General features: G+C 75.4%; 19 protein-coding genes and 1 pseudogene. 16 read left to right on the forward strand and 4 right to left on the reverse strand.

Annotated elements, in window-relative coordinates; all coding sequences use genetic code 11:
- The 3 genes from ACYC1Z_RS04710 to ACYC1Z_RS04720 all read left to right on the forward strand — a co-directional run.
- On the forward strand, nucleotides 1-2,916 hold a 2,916-nt coding region (locus tag ACYC1Z_RS04710), incomplete at its 5' end, for a helix-hairpin-helix domain-containing protein (RefSeq protein ID WP_461408386.1).
- A 96-nt stretch (nucleotides 2,917-3,012) separates the two neighbouring features.
- Nucleotides 3,013-3,840: a lysophospholipid acyltransferase family protein gene (locus ACYC1Z_RS04715; protein ID WP_461408387.1), complete on the forward strand. Its 828-nt coding sequence runs from the start codon at nucleotides 3,013-3,015 to the stop codon at nucleotides 3,838-3,840.
- A complete protein-coding gene (locus tag ACYC1Z_RS04720) occupies nucleotides 3,837-4,043 on the forward strand; it encodes a dodecin (protein WP_461408388.1) in 207 nt (68 codons plus the stop codon). Before ACYC1Z_RS04715 ends, ACYC1Z_RS04720 begins: the two co-directional genes overlap by 4 nt.
- A 19-nt stretch (nucleotides 4,044-4,062) precedes the next feature.
- On the opposite strand, the gene ACYC1Z_RS04725 is transcribed toward ACYC1Z_RS04720, so the two are convergent.
- Complete coding sequence (locus ACYC1Z_RS04725; RefSeq protein WP_461408389.1) at nucleotides 4,063-4,704, reverse strand: AMIN-like domain-containing (lipo)protein; 642 nt, start codon at nucleotides 4,702-4,704, stop codon at nucleotides 4,063-4,065.
- A 103-nt stretch (nucleotides 4,705-4,807) separates the two neighbouring features.
- Nucleotides 4,808-5,974, reverse strand: a complete 1,167-nt coding sequence (locus ACYC1Z_RS04730) for a trans-sulfuration enzyme family protein (RefSeq protein WP_461408390.1) — start codon at nucleotides 5,972-5,974, stop codon at nucleotides 4,808-4,810.
- Between the two features lie 34 nt (nucleotides 5,975-6,008).
- Here ACYC1Z_RS04730 and ACYC1Z_RS04735 point away from each other — a divergent pair, with 34 nt between their 5' ends.
- Nucleotides 6,009-7,163 carry a D-alanine--D-alanine ligase family protein gene (locus tag ACYC1Z_RS04735; RefSeq protein WP_461408391.1) on the forward strand — a complete coding sequence of 385 codons (1,155 nt, stop codon included), beginning with the start codon at nucleotides 6,009-6,011 and terminating at the stop codon, nucleotides 7,161-7,163.
- 3 nt (nucleotides 7,164-7,166) lie between these two features.
- On the opposite strand, the gene ACYC1Z_RS04740 is transcribed toward ACYC1Z_RS04735, so the two are convergent.
- On the reverse strand, nucleotides 7,167-7,730 hold the full coding sequence (locus ACYC1Z_RS04740) for a DUF3515 family protein (RefSeq protein WP_461408392.1): 564 nt from the start codon (nucleotides 7,728-7,730) through the stop codon (nucleotides 7,167-7,169).
- Between the two features lie 22 nt (nucleotides 7,731-7,752).
- Here ACYC1Z_RS04740 and ACYC1Z_RS04745 point away from each other — a divergent pair, with 22 nt between their 5' ends.
- The gene (locus tag ACYC1Z_RS04745) at nucleotides 7,753-8,748 is read left to right on the forward strand and encodes a thiamine-phosphate kinase (RefSeq protein WP_461408393.1); all 996 of its coding nucleotides are present in this window, start codon (nucleotides 7,753-7,755) and stop codon (nucleotides 8,746-8,748) included.
- 56 nt (nucleotides 8,749-8,804) lie between these two features.
- The gene (locus tag ACYC1Z_RS04750) at nucleotides 8,805-9,806 is read left to right on the forward strand and encodes an adenosine deaminase (RefSeq protein ID WP_461408394.1); all 1,002 of its coding nucleotides are present in this window, start codon (nucleotides 8,805-8,807) and stop codon (nucleotides 9,804-9,806) included.
- A gap of 71 nt (nucleotides 9,807-9,877) precedes the next feature.
- Here the strand turns inward: ACYC1Z_RS04750 and rpmB are convergent, their stop codons facing one another.
- Nucleotides 9,878-10,069: a 50S ribosomal protein L28 gene (gene rpmB / locus ACYC1Z_RS04755; RefSeq protein ID WP_461408395.1), complete on the reverse strand. Its 192-nt coding sequence runs from the start codon at nucleotides 10,067-10,069 to the stop codon at nucleotides 9,878-9,880.
- A 318-nt stretch (nucleotides 10,070-10,387) separates the two neighbouring features.
- Between rpmB and ACYC1Z_RS04760 the strand changes: the two genes are divergently transcribed.
- From ACYC1Z_RS04760 to ACYC1Z_RS04805, 10 genes and pseudogenes are all read left to right on the forward strand, one after another.
- On the forward strand, nucleotides 10,388-12,679 hold the full coding sequence (locus ACYC1Z_RS04760) for an ATP-dependent DNA helicase RecG (protein ID WP_461408396.1): 2,292 nt from the start codon (nucleotides 10,388-10,390) through the stop codon (nucleotides 12,677-12,679).
- A gap of 50 nt (nucleotides 12,680-12,729) precedes the next feature.
- Nucleotides 12,730-12,996: pseudogene (locus ACYC1Z_RS04765) on the forward strand (aldehyde dehydrogenase family protein); the annotation flags it as partial.
- A gap of 235 nt (nucleotides 12,997-13,231) precedes the next feature.
- Nucleotides 13,232-13,648 (forward strand): transferase, encoded by a 417-nt coding sequence (locus ACYC1Z_RS04770; RefSeq protein WP_461408397.1) that lies wholly within the window; start codon nucleotides 13,232-13,234, stop codon nucleotides 13,646-13,648.
- A gap of 19 nt (nucleotides 13,649-13,667) precedes the next feature.
- On the forward strand, nucleotides 13,668-14,231 hold the full coding sequence (gene rsmD, locus ACYC1Z_RS04775) for a 16S rRNA (guanine(966)-N(2))-methyltransferase RsmD (RefSeq protein ID WP_461408398.1): 564 nt from the start codon (nucleotides 13,668-13,670) through the stop codon (nucleotides 14,229-14,231).
- 30 nt (nucleotides 14,232-14,261) lie between these two features.
- Complete coding sequence (gene coaD / locus ACYC1Z_RS04780; protein ID WP_461408399.1) at nucleotides 14,262-14,759, forward strand: pantetheine-phosphate adenylyltransferase; 498 nt, start codon at nucleotides 14,262-14,264, stop codon at nucleotides 14,757-14,759.
- Entirely contained in the window at nucleotides 14,756-15,280 is a 525-nt protein-coding gene (locus ACYC1Z_RS04785; protein ID WP_461408400.1) for a hypothetical protein, read from the forward strand. Before coaD ends, ACYC1Z_RS04785 begins: the two co-directional genes overlap by 4 nt.
- A gap of 172 nt (nucleotides 15,281-15,452) precedes the next feature.
- Nucleotides 15,453-16,076, forward strand: a complete 624-nt coding sequence (locus tag ACYC1Z_RS04790; protein WP_461408401.1) for a YceD family protein — start codon at nucleotides 15,453-15,455, stop codon at nucleotides 16,074-16,076.
- The gene (rnc, locus tag ACYC1Z_RS04795; protein ID WP_461408402.1) at nucleotides 16,073-16,807 is read left to right on the forward strand and encodes a ribonuclease III; all 735 of its coding nucleotides are present in this window, start codon (nucleotides 16,073-16,075) and stop codon (nucleotides 16,805-16,807) included. Before ACYC1Z_RS04790 ends, rnc begins: the two co-directional genes overlap by 4 nt.
- Nucleotides 16,808-17,887 carry a bifunctional DNA-formamidopyrimidine glycosylase/DNA-(apurinic or apyrimidinic site) lyase gene (mutM, locus tag ACYC1Z_RS04800; protein ID WP_461408403.1) on the forward strand — a complete coding sequence of 360 codons (1,080 nt, stop codon included), beginning with the start codon at nucleotides 16,808-16,810 and terminating at the stop codon, nucleotides 17,885-17,887. It begins immediately after the preceding gene.
- A 98-nt stretch (nucleotides 17,888-17,985) separates the two neighbouring features.
- Nucleotides 17,986-18,600, forward strand: coding sequence for a response regulator (locus tag ACYC1Z_RS04805; RefSeq protein ID WP_461408410.1), 615 nt, complete (start codon nucleotides 17,986-17,988; stop codon nucleotides 18,598-18,600).
- Nucleotides 18,601-18,616 lie beyond the last annotated feature (16 nt).

The following is an 18,616-nucleotide window of genomic DNA, read 5'->3' on the forward strand; positions in this document are numbered from 1 at the left end:
GCCCCGACCGCTGCGGGTGCCGGCGCGGTCGGTGCCGCCCCCGCCGGGCTCGGGGCCGCCCTGCGCCTGCGGCACACCACGACCGGGTTCCAGGTCCCGCTCGAGCTGCGGGTCGGCGGCGCCGGTGGCGAGAGCGCCGTCTCCCTGCAGCGCTTCGCCCCCTCCGGCACCATCGACTTCGCCCTCGACTTCCCCGAGGTCGCCCAGGCCATCAACACCGCCGTCGCCGCCGCCGGGGGCGGGGCCGGGCCGGGGGAACACGTCGCCAACGGGGACTTCGCCGAGTGGTTCCGCCTCGGCGCGCTCCCGCACGCGGGTCGCTCCGTGCGGTCCCCCGACGGTGGCGCGGCCCACGAGCTGGCCGTGTTCAGCGCCGACGGCGCCCGCGCGTTCGTCGTCGGGCACCGCTTCGTCGAGGACCGGGCGCAGACGGGCCTCATCGAGGTGGACGTCTTCGCCGCCGCGGCGCTGCGCGAGTCCGCACTCGCCGCCGGCGTCCCGGTGGCCCTCGCGCGCGACGGCGCCGGGCGCCGCCTCGCCCTCGTCCTCACCCCGGGCAGCCCCCTCGGCGGTGGCGCCGCCGAGGGGCCCGACACCCTGGTGCTCGTCGATGCCGCGACCCTGCGGCCGATCGGCGCCGTCGGGGCCCCGCCGGCGACGCGGTCGATCGTCGCCGCCCCGGACGGGCGCGGCGTCTACCTGGCGAGCCGGCGGCCGGGCGAGGGCGGGACCGCCACGGTGCTGCGCCACGTCGACTGGGCGGACCTCGAGGCGGCCGCCGGTGGCTCCCCGCTGGACTGGGAGAACGGACCCCGGGACGTGCGTCCCGGTGACCCCGTGCACCTGACCACCGGCCCGGCCGGGCAGGTGGCGCTGCTGACCCGAACCACCGACGACCTCCCGGTGACCCGCCTGTTCACCTACCGCGACCGCGCCGCCGTGGCGTCCGGCGACCCCCGGGAGGCGCCCGCCACGGCCGTCGCCGACACCGTGGCGACGGCGTGGCCGCCGGGGGACCACCTGCTGCTCCTCGAGCCGGCGGGTGTCACCTACCTGCGGGTGCGGGACCTGATCGTCGCCGACGAGGTCCCGCTCGACCCGGGCGGCGCGACGTCGATCGCGCTGGACGGCACGGGCGCGCTCGCGGCGGTTGCCCTCGACGACGCCGTGGGCGTGCTCGAGGTGGCCACGCGGCGGTTCACCCCCGCCCGCGTCACGGTCGACGGTGACGGCGAGACGGCCGTGGTCGTCAGTCCGGCGGGTACGCACGCCCTGCTCACCAAGCCCTACGCCGACCGGGCCCAGCTCGTCACCGTCGGCGACGCGCAGCCGGCCGAGTGGGAGGTGACCGCCGGTACCGTGCGGCCGGTGAGCCTGCCGGCCACCGGCGAGGTGATGGCCGTGCTCGGTCAGGAACCCCCGATCGTCCGCAGCGTCCCGGCGCCGGCCGTCGGCGGCGTGACCACCGGTGGCAGCGGCTTCGCCACCGGCACGGCCGGGGACCGCGCCGCCTCCCGGCTCACGCCACCCGGGGGACCGACCGCCATGTCGCAGGTCATGCCCGTCGTCGGCGGGGCGCGCTACCGGTTCGCGTTCGACGGCCTCGCGCTCGTGGCGGGGGCGAGCGCGCAGGTGCGCTGGACGGGGGACGGGTGCACCGTCGAGCGAGTGGACCGGGTGCCCGTGACGGTGTTCGACGTGGCCGAGCGGGCCTCCCTCGAGGCGGTGCCCCATCACGAGGCCGTACTCGTCGCCCCGGTCGGAGCGCGCAGCGCGGAGGTGCGGTTCTTCACCGCGGAGTCGCTGCTCCTGGTGGACAAGGTGACGCTCGCCGGGTCCGCCGAGGCGGTCGTCGGCGCCTGGGAGCCGGCCTCGGTCGACACCACGGCGACGCCCCTGGCGCCCGCCCAGGGCCCGTCCGCCGGTGTCCCGGCCGCGTCCACGGCGGGTGGCCCGGCCGTGGTCCTGACCAACGCCGGCGCGGGGGCGTCGGCCGTCACCGCCCGCGCCGCCGTCGCCGCGGGCGCGGTCTGGGACCTCACCCTCACTGCCGTCGCTGCCGGCAGCCCCGGGGCCCGGGCCGAGGTGACGTTCGCGGACGAGGCAGGCGCTGGCGTCGGGGAGGCCGTCACGGTCCCGCTGGACGTGCTCGACCTGGACGCCCGCGCCGCCACCGGCACCGTCCCCGCGGGGGCCGTGGAGGCGGTGATCGCCGTGGTGCTCCCGGCCGGCGCCGAGGTCACCCTCACCGCGCTGAGCCTGACGGCGGACGCGCCCACCGCCGTCGACCTGTACTTCGCCTCCGCGGCCCCGGGCGAGGTGCGCATGACCGACGTCGAGATCACGTTCGAGGCCGGGGTGCCGTGCCCGGCACCGGTGCCCACCGAGGGACTCTGCCCGCCCACGCCCGCCGGCGCGGGCGAGGACGGCACCGCCTGCTACTGCCAGGCGTGCGGGCAGCGCGGCCCCGTCGGCAAGGCGCGGCCCGTCCGCACCGGCGCGGGCCGTGCGGCGGTGCTCACGGCGTGCCCGACGTGCGGGACCGACCGGCTCCGCACCGGCGGCCGCGTGAGCGGCTCCGCCGTCACCGTGGCACTGCCCCGGTTCCAGGTGGTGGACCGACCGCTCACCATCGCCCGCGCGGATCCCGGGGTACGGGTCGCCGGGTGGGCCGGCGGCCCGGCGCTGGTCACCGGCGTCCGGGTGGCGGCCGCGGTCACCGACGTCGAGTTCATCGGCCCGGCCCGGGCGGCCGCGCTCGCGGCGGCCGGCGTGCACGACGTCGTCGCCCTCTCCCGAGCGGACGTGCGGCTGGTCGCGGGGCTGCCCGGCGTCTCGGACGTGCTCGCCGCCCGGATCGTCGCCGACGCCGCGAAGATCGTCCGGCTACGGGGGAGCCGGGTGCTCCTCGCATGACATGACCCCCCGAACCGGCGGCGGTCCACCGACGGCGCACCCCGTTGCCGACCCCGTCGGCAGTGCCGGCGGCCACGGGTGGCTACGATCACGAACGTGCCACGTCAGGAGCCCCGGACCTACCGAGTCCTGGCGCTGATCCTCCGGCCGCTCCTGCGGGTGCTGACCCGCCGGTCGTGGTACGGCGGCGAGCACCTGCCCCGCAGCGGCGGCTTCATCGTGGTGGCCAACCACATGACGAACCTCGACCCGCTGGTCGTGGCGCACTTCCTCGACGGCCACGGTGCGGCGCCGAGGTTCCTCGCCAAGTCCGAGCTGTTCGGCAACCGTGTCGTGGCCGCGCTGCTGGGACACGCGGGGCAGATCCCCGTGCACCGCGGGACGGCCAACGCCCGCGACGCGCTGGCCGCGGCCGACGCCGCGCTGACCGCGGGCGGGTGCGTGGTGATCTTCCCCGAGGGCACGTTCACCCGGGACCCCGACCTGTGGCCGATGACCGGCCGTACGGGCGCCGCCCGGCTGGCGCTGCGCACCGGCGTGCCGGTCATCCCCGTCGCCCAGTGGGGTGCGCACCGGATCCTGCCGCGGTACTCGAACTGGTTGCGGATCGTCCCGCGCCGGCCGGTCACCGTGGTCGCCGGCCCGCCGGTCGACCTCTCCGGCCTCGACGGTACCGAGCCCGACCACGCCACCCTCGGGGAGGCGACCGCGCGCATCACGGCCGCCATCACGCGCCAGCTCGCGCACATCCGCGCCGAGGAGCCGCCGGAGCGGCCGTACGACATGCGCCGCGACGGCGACCCCCGCGCCGGTCACAACGCCGCCGGGCCGCCCGGCGCGAGTCGCGGGCGCGCGGTCGGGGTGCGCGCGGCGCGGCGTGGGAGGACGCTGGGGGGCTCACGGACAGCGAAGGAGCGATCATGAGCAGCAGCACGTACAAGGTCACCGAGATCGTCGGCACCTCGCCCGACGGCGTCGACCAGGCCATCCGCAACGCCGTCGCCAAGGCCGGCGAGACCCTCCGCGGTCTCGATTGGTTCGAGGTGTCGGAGGTGCGCGGTCAGCTCGACGGCGGCGGCATCGCCTACTTCCAGGTGCGCGTGAGGATCGGCTTCAAGCTCGAGTAGGTCGGCCCGGGTCGGCCGATCAGCCCGCCGTCTGGACGTCCACGATCAGGCGGGCCGGCTCGGTGAGCGTGAAGGCCCGGAACGGCGCCTGCGCGTCCAGGCCGATGAAGGCCTGGTTCTGGCCCTCGAAGATGCCTGTCACGACGACCTCGGTGACGTCCGCGGTGCCCGAGCCGGGCACGCGCCCCGGTTCGAGCCAGCCCGTCTCGCCCTCGTCGGGGTAGCGGAACCCGGTGAGGACCACCTGGAGCGTGGCATCCCCGGCGACGTCGATCTCGTTGCCCTTGCCCGAGTTGACGGCCGCGTCGACGTACTCGACGCGGAAGCCGGGGACGTCCTGCCCCGTCATCTCGAAGACCACGCGGTCGTAGCCCTCGTGGGCGGCGATGCGGACGTCGACGGGCAGCAGGTCGCCGCCGCTGCCGGGCCACGCGGCGTCGTTCCGGGGCTCCGTGGAGAACGGCACGTCCGAGTCCGCCGGCTCCGCCACGGTGGTGGGTGCGTCGGTGGTCGGCTCGGCCGTGGTCTCCGTCGGCGCCGCCGTCGCGGTCGGCGTGCCGGTGGCCGCGGTGGAGGCCTCGCCGTCCGGGTTGCCGCACGCTGCCAGCGTGAGCGTCAGCGCCGCGGTGATCGCGACCGCGACGCGCTTCGAGCTCCTCATCGTCCCTCCAGGGCCTTTCCTCCGCACCGGTCGGTGCCGCACACCCCCACAGTAGGGGTCGCACCCGCCGTTCCGCCTCAGGCACGCGCCGCGGGACGGCACCTCAGGCACCGGCGCGCAGCGCCTGGTCCAGGTCCGCCCAGAGGTCCTCGACGTCCTCGATGCCGACGCTCAGGCGCAGCAGGTCCGCGGGCACGGTCGAGGCCTCGGCGGGGAGGCGACGGCGCCGCTCCAGGCTCGACTCCACCCCGCCCAGGCTGGTGGCGGGCAGCCACAGCCGCACCGCCCGCGCGATGGCCTCCGCCGCCGCGATGCCACCGCGCGGGCGCAGCGTGAGTATCGAGCCGAAGCCGGACATGAGCGCCGCGGCCCGCTCGTGCTGCGGGTGGGTGGGCAGGCCCGGGTGCTGGACCTCGGCCACGAGGGGGTGCTCGGCGAGGCGGCACGCGATCGTCAGCGCGGACGCCTGGGACCGCTGGACGCGCAGCGCGAGCGTGCGCAGCCCCCGCAGCGCCAACCAGGCCTCCCACGGCCCGGCGATGGCGCCGCCGGTGGTGCGCCGGGCGTGCAGGCGGGCGCGGAGCTCGGCGTCGTCGGTCACCGCCGCACCGAGGAGCACGTCGGAGTGTCCGGCGAGGTACTTCGTCACCGAGTGGACGACGACGTCGGCGCCCATGCCGAGCGGGCGCTGGGCGAGCGGCGTCGCGAACGTGTTGTCGACGACGGTGCGCACCCCGGCCGTGCGGGCCGCGGCCACCAGTGCGGGGACGTCCGCGACCTCGAGCATCGGGTTCGTCGGCGACTCGATCCACAGCAGGCTCGCGCGGCGCCCGTCGGCGGGGGCGAGGGCCGCCACGACGGCGTCGGTGTCGGCGATGTCCACCGCGCGCAGCTCCCCGCCCTCGCGGGCGACCTGCTCCTTCGCGGCGGTGAGCGTGGCGAGATAGGCGTGGCGCGGGACGACGACGGCGCTGCCGGGTTCGGCCAGCCGCAGCGCGGCGTCGATCGCCGCCATACCCGAGGCGAACACCAGGGCCGGTGCCTGCGCACCCTCCAGCGCCCCGATCGCCTCCTCCAGCGGGAGCCACGTCTCCGTGTTGTACCGGGTGTACATCATCTCCGGGCCCGGTGCGCCGGTGGAGAAGTACGTCGAGGAGAGCACCACGGGCGGGTTCACCGGGCCGCCCTGCTCACGCGGGGGCCGGCCGGCGGTCACCGCCACCGTGTCCGGGGAGAGGTCGGCGGGCTGATGCTGGGCGCGGCTGGTCACGGCGTCCAGGCTAACGCCGGTAATGTCCTCGCCGATGAACGTCTCGCAGAACCAGGCCCCCACCCCGCCGACGCCGACGGGCGGCGACGCCCGACGCGTGCGCGTCGCCGTCGTCTTCGGCGGACGCAGCGGCGAGCACTCCGTCAGCTGCGCCACCGCCGCGGGCGTGCTCCGCGCCATCGACCGTGAGAGTTACGACGTCGTCCCGGTCGGCATCACCCGCACGGGGGAGTGGGTCCTGGTCCCCGACGACCCCGCGCTGCTCGAGGGTGGCCGGGCCGAGGTCACCCTCGCCGACGCCGAGGTGCTCGTCCCGCTCGGGGACTCCCACACCGAGCTCGTCACCGGCGCCGCCGGGCGGCCGCTCACCGACGTCGGCCCGATCGACGTGGTCCTGCCGCTGCTGCACGGGCCCTACGGCGAGGACGGCACCGTCCAGGGCCTGTTCGAGATGGCCGGCCGGCGCTATGTCGGCTCCGGCGTGCTCGCCTCCGCCGTCGGTATGGACAAGCACTACATGAAGGTGGTCCTGGCCGGGCACGGGCTGCCGGTCGGCCCCTACACGGTGATCAGCCCCCGGCTCTGGCGTACCGACCGGGCCCGCGCGCTCGACGCCGTCGCCTCCCTCGGGCTGCCCGTGTTCGTCAAGCCCGCGCGCGCCGGCTCCTCGCTCGGCATCTCCCGGGTGGACCGCGACGAGGACGTCGCCGCCGCCGTCGAGGCCGCGCAGCGGCACGACCCGAAGGTCATCGTCGAGGCCGGGATCGAGGGCCGGGAGATCGAGTGCGCCGTCCTCGGCGGTCACGGCGACGACGCCCCCCGGGTCTCCGTGCCGGGAGAGATCCTCCTGACGCCCACCGCCTCGGGTTTCTACGACTACGAGACGAAGTACGTCGACACCGCCGCGCTGACCATGGCGGCGCCCGCGGACCTGCCCACCGAGATCACCGACCGGGTGCGCGGCCTCGCTGCCGACGCCTTCGACGCGTTGGGCTGCGAGGGCCTCGCCCGGGTGGACTTCTTCTACGACCCGCTCGGCGCGGTGGTGGTCAACGAGGTCAACACGATGCCCGGGTTCACGCCGTTCTCCATGTACCCGCTGCTGTGGGAGCGCTCCGGCGTCGACTACCCGGCGCTGATCGACGAGCTCATCCGGCTCGCCCTGGAACGGCCCGCCGGGCTGCGCTGAGGGTCAGGCGACGTCATCGGCCCCCACGCAGAACCGCTCGGCCGGGCTGATCCGCACCGCCGGCGCGAGGTCCACCAGGAACGCCGTGGGCTGGCCGGTGACCTGTTCGACGGGCACCACCACCTCGACCGCCGGGGTGCGTCCGTAGGTCACGAAGCTCCACGAGCCCTGCCCCGAGCGGGCGTGGTCGGGTAGACGCTCGTCGTCGGCCTCGAGCTGGATCCAGTCCACGGACGTGCCGTCGCGCTGCTCCACGTTCAGGCACCGGTCCGTCGTCGGCCCGGGCGGGACGACGCCGCAACGCACCGTCACGGCCGGATCACCCCACGCGGTGGCGGCCTGCGCGGTGGTCTCGCGGCGCTCGAGCCCGCCCAGCTCGTCCGGCGTCGCCAGGATCACCCGGGCGCACGTCGGGTCGGACGCGTCCTCGCCCGCCGGCAGCGCTGCCGGCACCGCGCAGCCGGTGAGCGCGAGGCCGGCGACCGCGAGTGCCGCCAGCCCGGTCCGACGGGTCGGGCCGACCGGATGGCGGGGCCGACGGAGGGGACCGGACGCTTCGGCGGGCACCCCGTCACTGTACGGTGACGGGGTGAGCGCCCCCGACGCCGGCCCGGTCGTGTCCGACCTGAGCGAGGACGAGCTGATCGCCTCCTTCGTCCCACTGCTCCCGCGCGGGACGGCCGCGATCGTCCCGACCGGTGACGACTGCGCCGTCGTCGCCTCGCCCGACGGGCGGTTCTGCGTGACCACCGACGTCCTCGTCGAGGGGCGCCACTTCCGTACCGACTGGTCCACCGGTGCCGACGTCGGCTGGCGCGCCGCCGTGCAGAACATGGCCGACGTCGCCGGCATGGGTGCCCGCCCCACGACGCTCGTCGTCGCGCTGGTCCTCCCGGCGACCACGCCGCTGGCCTGGCTGCACGACTTCAGCCGCGGGCTCACGGAGGCGTGCGGCCCGCTCGGCGTCGGTGTCGACGGCGGCGATCTCTCGGGCGGGGACCAGCTCGTCGCCGCGGTCACCGCCCACGGCGACCTCGAGGGCCGCGAGCCCGTGCTGCGCTCCGGCGCCCGCGTCGGGGACGTGGTGGCACACCGGGGCGCCCTGGGCCGTGGCGCGGCGGGCAACGCGCTGCTGGCCACCGGCCGGCGCGGTGGCGCGGACGAGGAGCTGGTGCGGGACTTCCTGCGACCCCGGCCCCCGTTCGAGGCGGGCCCGGCCGCCGCGGACGCGGGGGCGAGCGCGATGATGGACGTCTCCGACGGGCTGCTCAAGGACGCCGGCCGGCTGGGCCGCGCCTCCGGCGTCGTCCTCGACCTCGCCCCGCTCACGGCGAGCGTGCCCGGGGACCTCGCCGCGCTCGCCGATGTCGCCCCCCGCCTCGAGCACGACGCGACCCGGTGGGCGCTGACCGGTGGCGAGGACCACGGCATGCTCGCCACCTTCCCGCCCGGCGCGGCCCTTCCAACGGGATTCCGTCGGCTGGGCGTCGTGCGCGCGCCGACCGCCGGGCACCCGGCCGGCACCGTCCTGGTCGGCGGGACGGTGCCCGCGGTGACCCGCACCGGGTGGGACCACTTCCGCTGACCCGGCGGCGCCCCGCCCACAGCCACCTGCCCCGCCCCGGCTGTCATCATGTCCGGATGCAGATGCCCGCCGTCGAGCTTCACGTCCACCTCGAGGGAACGTTCGAGCCCGAGCTGATCTTCGCCGTCGCGGACCGCAACGGGATCGCGCTGCCCGACGCCGACGTCGCGGCGCTGCGCCGCCGCTACGGCTTCACGGGCCTGCAGAGCTTCCTCGACCTGTACTACGCGAACATGGCCGTGCTGCGCCACGAGGAGGACTTCGCCGACCTCACCCGGGCGTACCTGGCCCAGGCGCACCGGGCGGGGGTGCGGCACGCCGAGGTGTTCCTCGACATCCAGGCGCACACCGCGCGGGGTGTCCCGGCGGAGGTCGCGCTGCGTGGCGTGACCGAGGCGCTTGCGGTGGACGGACGCGAGCTCGGCATCTCCACCGGGTTGATCGTCACCTTCCTGCGCCATCTGCCCGCCGCGGACGCGCTGGCCACGCTCCAGGAGATCCTGCGCCTCGACGTCGCACTCCTCGGTGTCGGGCTGTGCTCGAGCGAGGTCGGCCCCGCGGCGCCCTTCAAACCGGTCTTCGACCTCGCGGCCGCGCACGGGCTGCGCCGCGTCGCGCACGCCGGAGAGGAGGGGCCCGCCGCCAACGTCCGCGAGGTGCTCGACGTCCTCGGGGTCGAACGCGTGGACCACGGCCTGCGGGCCCTGGAGGATGACGCCCTGGTGGACCGGCTGGCCGCCGAGCGCGTCCCCCTGACGCTGTGCCCCCTGTCGAACGTGCGGCTGCGGGTGCTCGACCGTCTCGAGGACTACCCGCTGCGTGAGCTGCTGGCGCGCGGGGTGGTGGTCACCGTCAACTCCGACGACCCCGCGTACTTCGGCGGGTACCTCGACGACAACTTCCATCGGCTCCGTGAGGCGCTCGGCCTGTCCCTGGACGAGGTGACCGCGCTGGCGCGGCACGCCGTCGAGGCCGCGTTCGTCGACGACCGGCGGCGCGGTGAGCTCGCGGCCGAGGTCGAGGCCTGGCACCGTGCCCAGGTGGCGGGGCAGGGGTGAGGGCGCCGGCTCCCGGACCCACGAAAAGGCCGCCGTCCCGCAGGACGACGGCCTTCTCGGTGCGCGCAGCGTCAGATGGCGCGGATGACCTTGTCGGCCTTGAGGCACGAGGTGCACACGTTCACGCGCTTGGGGGCGCCGTCGACGAGGGCGCGTACGCGCTGGATGTTCGGGTTCCAACGGCGGCTGGTCCGCACGTGGGAGTGCGAGACGCTCTTGCCGAAGCTGGGGCGCTTGCCGCAGACGTCGCAGGTGGCAGCCACGGTCGTTCTCCTGATCTTCTCGCTGGCGCACGGCCGGAAGTCGACCGTGCGGGGGTTCGGTGGGCCCGAGGGGGCACAGGCGAGGACCTGGCCGGGACGGGCAACCTGGAAAGAGTACCCGAGAACATCCCCCGTCCCAAACGCAGGAGTCGGCGGGTGCCCGTGGCGTCGGCCACAGGACGCTCCGTGGTATCGGCCACGGGGACACACGGTAGCGGCCTCGCCGCGGGGCGGAACCTGTCGGTGCGAGCCCGTACCAGCGCGCGCCGGTCACCGAGCCGGCGCCGGGTTGTCGGCGGTGCCGGATAACCTGGCGGCATGACCGAGCGGATCGCGCGTGGGGCGCGGCACGACCCGGCCCTGGTCGGCGAGGGGCGGGGCCGGCTCGGGCGGAGCCTGGAGCGAGAGCTCGGCCCGAGGACCGGGCGGGCGCTCGGCAAGCTCGGGCTGGGGACCGTGGGCGATCTGCTCCGCCACTACCCGCGCCGCTACGGCGACCGCGGACGCCTCACGGCGCTCGGCGAGCTGCGCATCGGTGACCACGTCACCGTCATCGCGCGCGTGGCGGGCAGCGACCTGCGACCCATGCGCGCCAAGCAGGGCGCCATCCTCACCGCGCGCATCACCGACGGCACCGACGAGCTCGTGCTGACGTTCTTCGGCAAGCACCGCGGCAGCCTCGAGGTCCACGAGCGACGCCTCCGTCCCGGCGCCACCGGCATGTTCACCGGCACCGTGAGCGACTACCGCGGCAACCGCCAGCTCACCCACCCGGACTACGAGACCTTCGACGACCTCGACGACGAGTTCGCCGCCGTGCAGAAGATCGACTGGCCCATCCCGTTCTACCCGGCCTCCGCGGCGATCCCGAGCTGGCGGATCGAGAAGTCCGTCGCGACGGTGCTGACCACGCTGGAGCCCGACGACATCCCCGAGGCGCTGCCCGCGGCGTACCGCGAGACCCACGGGCTGCCCGACATCCTCACGGCGCTGCGCGGCATCCACGCACCCCACCGCCTCGAGGACGCCCGGCTCGCCCGGAAGCGGTTCCGCCACGAGGAGGCGTTCGTCCTGCAGACCGTGCTGGCCCAGCGCCGGGCGGTCACCCAGGCGGAGGCCACCACCGCGCACCCGGCCCGAGCCGGTGGTGTCCGTGACGCGTTCGACGCCCGGCTGCCCTTCGAGCTGACCGCCGGCCAGCGGGAGGTCGCGGGCGTCCTCGAGCGCGAGCTCGCCGAACCGGTACCGATGATGCGGCTCCTCCAGGGGGAGGTCGGGTCCGGCAAGACGGTCGTCGCGCTGCGGGCCATGCTCCAGGTCGTCGATGCCGGGAGGCAGGCGGCGCTGCTCGCACCGACCGAGGTGCTCGCGCAACAGCACCACCGCACCATCACCGATCTCCTCGGCCCGCTGGCGGAGGCGGGGATGCTCGGCGGCGCGGAGCAGGCCACCCGCGTGGTCCTCCTCACCGGCTCGATGAACACCGTGGCCCGCCGCAAGGCACTCGCCGCGGCGGCCTCGGGGGAGGCGGGGATCGTGATCGGCACCCATGCGCTGCTCAGCGAGGTGGTCCAGATCCCCGACCTCGGCCTGGTGGTGGTGGACGAGCAGCACCGGTTCGGCGTCGAGCAGCGGGACGCGTTGCGCGCGAAGGGTCGCGCCACCCCGCACCTGCTCGTCATGACCGCCACCCCCATCCCCCGCACGGTCGCCATGACGAGCTTCGGGGACCTGGAGACCTCCACCCTGCGGGAGCTGCCGGCGGGGCGGGCGGGCGTGCGCACCGTGATCCGTTCGGCGGGCAACACCGACGCGATCGCCAAGCTCTGGGACTTCGTGCGTTCGGAGGTCGACGCCGGTGGGCGGGCCTACGTCGTGTGCCCGCGCATCGCCCCGGGGGAGGTCGACACCGACACCGACGCCGCCGCGAACGGCCGCACCGACGACGTCACCGACGAGCTCTTCAACCTCGAGGACGAGGGCCCGCCCCGGCCGCCGCCGGCCTCGGTCGAGGAGGTGACCGCGCTGCTGCGGGCGGCACCCGCGCTGGACGGCGTGGTGATCGTCGAGATGCACGGCCGGCTCCCGGCGGAGACCAAGGACGCCGCGATGGCGGACTTCGCGTCCGGGCGAGCGCCCGTGCTCGTCTCGACCACGGTGATCGAGGTCGGCGTCGACGTCCCGGAGGCGACCCTGATGGTGATCCAGGACGCCGACCGCTTCGGCCTCTCCCAGCTGCACCAGCTGCGAGGCCGGATCGGTCGCGGCAGCCGGCCGGGCTGGTGCGCGGTGCTGACGCACGCCCACCCGGCGTCGCCCGCCGGTAAGCGGCTGGCCGCGTTCGCCGCGACCACCGACGGCTTCGTGCTCGCCGAGACGGACCTGAAGCTGCGCCGCGAGGGTGACGTCCTCGGCGCCTCGCAGTCCGGTCGCTCCAGCTCCCTGCGGCTGCTCCGGGTGCTCACGGACGCCCCGATCATCGAGGCTGCCCGGGCCGCCGCCCGGGACCTCGTGGCCCGTGACCCGGACCTCACCACCGAGCCGGGGCTGGCCACGATCGTGGCCGAGTCGATCGACGAGGACGCCGCCGCCTACCTTCAGCGCACCTGAGCGGCCGGGCGTGCGGCGCCGGTTAGGGACTTGGTCCGTCGGGTGGGTCGAAGCTCATCAACGCCAGTGAGTACGGCCTCTCGGTCGGCATCCTCACCTCGAACGCCTTCACCGGTTTCGAGCTGGCCTCGCGCATCACCTCCGGCGCCGTCCACATCAACGACCAGACGGTCGACGACGAGGCCACCATCCCGTTCGGCGGCGTCAAGGCCTCCGGTGTCGGCGGCCAGTTCGGCGGCCCCCGAGCCAACCTCGAGACGTTCACCGACCTGCAGTGGAGCACGGTGCAGTCCGAGATCGAGCGCTACCCCTTCTGACATCGGTCACGGCGCCCGCCAGGCGCACGGCTCCGGGCGGCTCCCTCCGGGCGGCTCCGGGCGGGCTCGCCGCCGCACGGCCGGATCGGCCACCCGGTGGTCACGATGATCGCGGTGGGGGCGGCATCCCACCATGCGTGGGGAACACCTCGGCGCACTGCAGCGTTGAACAGATGTTCGCTGGACAGGTGCCTCGTTCGAACCGTTTCGACCGAGATCTGTGTGAGGAGGCTCCATGCGTAAGAAGTACGTCGAGTTCGAGGACGACCACGGAGTCGTCCGGCGTTATCTGCCCCACCCCAACGGCGGGGGTCTGGTCGAGGTGGGGGCCCGCGTCGATCCCACCGCGTTCGTCGCCGAGACCGCCTACGTCGACCCCGGTGCGGTCGTGCACGCCGGCGCCCGCCTCGAGGCCGCGGCCTGGATCGACGTCGCCGCCGTCGTGGGCACGCGCACGACGGTGGGGACGCGCGCCCACGTCGGCCCTGGGGCGGTCCTCGGTACCGGTGTCCACGTGGGCGACCGGGTGCGGATCGGCGCGAACGCTCGCCTCGTGGACGGCGCGCGCGTGCGGCGCGACGACATCGTGCCCGAGGGGGCGCTGCTCGATGCGGGCGACCGCACCGGCAATCAGTTCCACCAGGCCGCGTGAGGGCACCTACCCTGTCGGGGTGACCAGGATCGTCGCCGGTGTGGCCGGCGGCCGCACCCTCAAGGTGCCGCGCTCCGGCACCCGGCCGACGTCTGAGCGGGTGCGGGAGGCACTCTTCTCCCGGCTCGAGCACCTCGACGTCGTCGACGGCGCCCGCGTGCTCGACCTCTACGCAGGCTCCGGCGCGCTCGGGCTCGAGGCCGCCTCCCGCGGCGCCGCGCGCGTCACCCTCGTCGAGGCCGCCCGCGCGGCCGCCGCGCTGTGCCGCGCCAATGCCGAGGCCCTCGGCCTCGACCCCCTGATCGACGTCGTGGCGGCCCGGGTCCAGACCCACCTCGCGGGCGCGGGGACACCGGCGGACCTCGTCCTGCTCGACCCGCCCTACGACGTCGAGCAGGAGGACCTCGCCGACGTGCTGGCCCTGCTCGGCCGCGGCTGGCTCGCCCCGGATGCCGTCGTCGTCGTCGAACGCGACCGCCGCAGCCCGGAGCCCCGCTGGCCCGACCACCTCGCGGCGCTGGGCCCGCGCTCCTACGGCGACACCGTCGTGTGGTTCGCCGAGGCGGCCGGCTCCGGGGGCTAACGTGGCCGCCATGGGCAAGGAGAGACGGGCATGAACCGGGCGGTCTGCCCCGGATCGTTCGACCCGATCACGCTCGGTCACGTCGACGTCGTGCGCCGCGCGCGGGCGATGTTCGACGAGGTCGTCGTCGCCGTCGCGCACAACGCCGGCAAGCGGTACCTCTTCGACGAGCAGCAGCGGGTCGACCTGGCCCGCGCGGCCGTCGCCGGGATCGACGGCGTCCGCGTCGCGCTCGTCGAGGGCCTGCTCGCCGACTTCTGCACCGATGTCGGTGCCTCCGCCATCGTCAAGGGGCTGCGCGGCGCGGCGGACTACGACGCCGAGCAGGCCATGGCCCTGATGAACCGGCACCTGGCCGCCGTCGAGACCATCTTCGTCATGGGGGACCCGACCCTCGGGCACGTGGCCTCGTCGTTGGTGAAGGACGTGGCCCGGCACGGAGGGCGGGTCGACGACCTCGTCCCCGCCGGTGTCGCCGCCGCGCTGCGCACCGCCCTGGGCGTGGCCGAGACAGGAGAGCAACGATGACCGACCAGCCGACCACCGACCGGCCCGCCGCGGACCAGCCCGAGGACGGCGCCGACCTGCTCTCGATCCTCGACGAGCTCGGCGAGCTGATCGGCCGCGCCCGCCCGATGCCGATGTCCGCCTCCGTGCTCGTCAACAAGGCCGAGGCCCTCGAGCTGCTCGCGGCGGCCCGCACCGTGGTACCGCAGGAGATCCACGCCGCCGACGACATCGTCGCCGACGCGGACGCCGTCCTCGAGCGCGCCCGGACCCGGGCCGCCGAGATCGTCGCGGCCGCCGAGACGACGGCGGAAGGACTCGTCGCCGCCGAGCGCGTCACCGTCCTCGCGCAGGAGCGGGCCGAGCAGATCGTCGCGGCCGCCGAGACGACGGCGACCAAGCTCGCCGCCGACGCCGACGACTACTGCGACCGGCAGCTCGCCCAGTTCGAGATCGACCTCGGTGCGGTCACCACCCAGGTCCAGGCCGGCCGGGCCGCACTGGCGGCGCGGTCCCACCGGGACGCCGCCGGAGGGGCCTGAGACCCTCGCGGGCGTGCGGGCCCGGCCCTCGATCGGCGCACAGCGCGCCCGGTGCGCCGGCCTACGCCCTGGCGGGCGCGGTGGCCTCGCCCGGCGGGTAGCATCGAAGGTCGGCCGCGGCCCGCGCCCGGCCGCCACCGCCCCGGACGGGGCCGCACCCACAGGAGCACTCATGCACGCGCGATCCCCCCTCGTGGTCAGCACGCACGACCTCGGCCGCTCGGCGGGGTCGTTCCGCGAGCTCGTCCGCGCCGTCCCGGCCCCGGCCGAGCTGGGGACCGCGGTGATCGGGGTGCCCGAGGGTGCGGACGTCGCCCTGGACCTGCGCCTCGAGGCGGTCAGCGACGGCGTGCTCGTCACCGGCGGCGTCACGGCCCCGCTGCGCGGGGAGTGCGCCCGCTGCCTGCGGGAGATCGAGGACCAGGCCACCGTGTCCCTCACCGAGCTCTACTACTACCCCGCCCGCAAGGCCACCCTCCTGGCGGACGGCGACGAGGAGGCCGCGGACCTGCCCGAGCTCGTCGGCGAGGACCTCGACCTCGAGCCCACGCTCCGCGACGCCGTCGTCCTCGCGCTGCCGTTCCGGCCGCTGTGCCGCCCCGACTGCGCCGGCCTGTGCCCCGACTGCGGCGTCCGCCTCGACGACGCCGAGCCCGGTCACCACCACGAACACCTCGACCCCCGCTGGGCCGCGCTCGAGGGTCTGCGCCGGCCGGACGACGCCCCCGAGGGCCTGCCCGGTCCGCACGACCTGCCCGGCGGCGGCGCGCCGGCCGGACCGGGTGAGCGGGCGTGAGCAGGAAGCGGTCCCGGCTCGCCGGGGACGGGGAACCGACCCGCACCGACGTCGAGACGCTGCTGACCTCGCTCGGCACCCATATCGACGGCGAGCTGCTCGTCCTGGCGCTGACGCACCGCTCCTTCGCGCACGAGGCGGGCGGCCTCCCCACCAACGAGCGCCTCGAGTTCCTCGGCGACTCGGTGCTCGGGATCATCGTCACCGAGTACCTCTACCGCCGACACCCCGACGTCCCCGAGGGGGACCTCGCCCGCATGCGCGCCGCCACCGTGAGCCAGCGGGCGCTCGCGTCCGTGGCCCGCGAGCTCGGCCTGGGCCCGTACATCCTCCTCGGCCGCGGCGAGCTCGTGACCGGCGGGCGGGAGAAGGACTCCATCCTGTCCGACACGGTCGAGGCGCTCATCGGTGCCACGTACCTGTGCCACGGACTCGAGCACACGCGCGTCGTCGTCGAGCACCTCGTCCGCGACCTCCTGGACGAGGCGGAACGCCTCGGAGCAGGCCTGGACTGGAAGACGTCCCTGCAGGAGCTCGCCGCCGGGCGCGGCCTCGGGAGCCCCGTCTACGCGGTCGTCGGCACCGGCCCGGACCATGCCCGCACCTTCGACGCCGTCGTCACCCTCGACGGCGAGGTCCGGGGCAACGGCACCGGTACCTCGAAGAAGGTGTCCGAGCAGAACGCCGCGCAGGACGCCTACCAGCGGCTCGACGAGCACCCGGGCGCCTGAGTGCCCGAGCTGCCCGAGGTCGAGACCGTCCGGCGGGGGCTCGCCGCCCACCTGGTCGGCCGCACCGTGCGCGACGTCGAGGTGGCCCACCCGCGCGCCGTGCGCCGTCAGGACGGCGGCGCCGCCGAACTCGTCGCGCGCCTGCGCGGGCAGACGTTCACCGCGGCCGTGCGCCGCGGGAAGTACCTCTGGTTGCCCTACGGCGCCGGGGCCGAAGCGCTGCTGACCCACCTCGGGATGAGCGGCCAGCTCCTCGTCCACGAGCCGGGTGCCCGGGCCGGCGAACCCGTCCCGGCCACCGCCGGAGCGGGCTCGGGCGCCGGTGATCTTGACCACACCACCGTCCCCGGCCCGGTCGCCGAACCCCGCCCGGGCGCCGACCCGACCCCCTACCTCGCCGGTCCCGGTCCCACCGCCGATCTCACCGCCACCCGCGCCCCCACCACGGTGCGCACCATCCCCACCACCACCGCCCACCTGCGGGTGCGGGTCCTCCTCGAGGACGGCGGCGAGCTGTGGTTCGTGGACCAGCGCACCTTCGGCCACGTCATGGCGGTGGCGACCGTGCCCACGAGTGACGGGGCCCCCGGCGGCCACGGATCCGCCGCACCGCTGCTGCCCGGCCCGGTCGCACACATCGCCCGCGACCTGCTGGACCCGGCGCTCGACCACGCCGCCCTGGTGCGCCGCACACGTTCCCGCAGCACCGAGATCAAGCGTGCCCTGCTCGATCAGGCGCTCGTCTCCGGCGTGGGCAACATCTACGCCGACGAGGCCCTGTGGCGTGCCCGCCTGCACGGTGGGCGGCGCACCGACTCGCTCGGCCCCAGCCGGCTGCGCACGCTCTTCGACGCCGCGACCGAGGTCATGACGGAGGCACTCGCCGCCGGGGGCACGAGCTTCGACGCCCTGTACGTCGACGTCGACGGTGCTGCGGGATGGTTCGCCCGGTCGCTGGCGGTCTACGGCCGGGCCGGGCTGCCGTGCCCGCGCTGCGGGCGACCCGTCCGGCGTGAGCAGTTCATGAACCGGGGCTCCTTCTCCTGCCCCTCCTGCCAGCACCGGCCGGCGCACCGCTGACGGCGCGGGCCGTGTCCTGGGCCTTCCCGACCCATGACGTTGGGTAGGCTCGTCGCGTGTCCAACACCCAGAACAAGGCCGAGCGCGACATCCGCGTGATGATCATCGACGACCACGAAGTGGTCCGCCGTGGCATCGCGGAGATCGTCGACCGGGCCGACGGGCTCACCGTCGTCGCCGAGGCCGGTTCCGTGGCCGAGGCCGTGCGGCGTGCCGAGCTCGTGCGCCCCGAGGTGCTCCTGGTGGACCTGCAGCTGCCCGACGGCACCGGGATCGACATCATCGCCACGCTGCGGGAGAAGCTGCCCGCGGCCCGTTCCATCGTGCTGACGTCCTTCGACGACGACGACGCACTCGCCCAGGCTCTCAACGCCGGCGCGAAGGCGTACCTGCTCAAGACCGTCCGGGGCGCCGAGATCGCCGAGGTCGTCAAGGCGGTCGCCGCCGGGCGCACCCTGCTCGACGAGCGCACCGTGACCCGCCGACGGGCCGACCACGAGGACCCCACGGCCGACCTCACACCCTCGGAGCGCAAGGTCCTCGACCTCATCGGCGAAGGCCTGTCCAACCGGGAGATCGGCGAGCGGCTCGGCGTCGCGGAGAAGACCGTCAAGAACCACATCACGTCGCTGCTGTCCAAGATGGGCCTGCAGCGCCGCACGCAGGTCGCGGCCTGGGTCGCGGGCCAACGGGCCGCCGGCTGGCGCAGCTGAGCCGCACCCGACGGCA

It is taken from the genome of Georgenia sp. (assembly GCF_054605595.1).

Bases quoted from the DNA above. Each gene is read 5' to 3' on its own strand.
- ACYC1Z_RS04735 (WP_461408391.1), top strand. From the start codon at position 6,009: ATGAACGTCTCGCAGAACCAGGCCCCCACCCCGCCGACGCCGACGGGC.
- ACYC1Z_RS04760 (WP_461408396.1), top strand. From the start codon at position 10,388: ATGACCGAGCGGATCGCGCGTGGGGCGCGGCACGACCCGGCCCTGGTC.
- ACYC1Z_RS04770 (WP_461408397.1), top strand. From the start codon at position 13,232: ATGCGTAAGAAGTACGTCGAGTTCGAGGACGACCACGGAGTCGTCCGG.
- coaD (WP_461408399.1), top strand. From the start codon at position 14,262: ATGAACCGGGCGGTCTGCCCCGGATCGTTCGACCCGATCACGCTCGGT.
- ACYC1Z_RS04750 (WP_461408394.1), top strand. From the start codon at position 8,805: ATGCAGATGCCCGCCGTCGAGCTTCACGTCCACCTCGAGGGAACGTTC.
- ACYC1Z_RS04720 (WP_461408388.1), top strand. From the start codon at position 3,837: ATGAGCAGCAGCACGTACAAGGTCACCGAGATCGTCGGCACCTCGCCC.
- ACYC1Z_RS04805 (WP_461408410.1), top strand. From the start codon at position 17,986: ATGATCATCGACGACCACGAAGTGGTCCGCCGTGGCATCGCGGAGATC.
- ACYC1Z_RS04785 (WP_461408400.1), top strand. From the start codon at position 14,756: ATGACCGACCAGCCGACCACCGACCGGCCCGCCGCGGACCAGCCCGAG.
- ACYC1Z_RS04790 (WP_461408401.1), top strand. From the start codon at position 15,453: ATGCACGCGCGATCCCCCCTCGTGGTCAGCACGCACGACCTCGGCCGC.
- ACYC1Z_RS04725 (WP_461408389.1), bottom strand. From the start codon at position 4,704: ATGAGGAGCTCGAAGCGCGTCGCGGTCGCGATCACCGCGGCGCTGACG.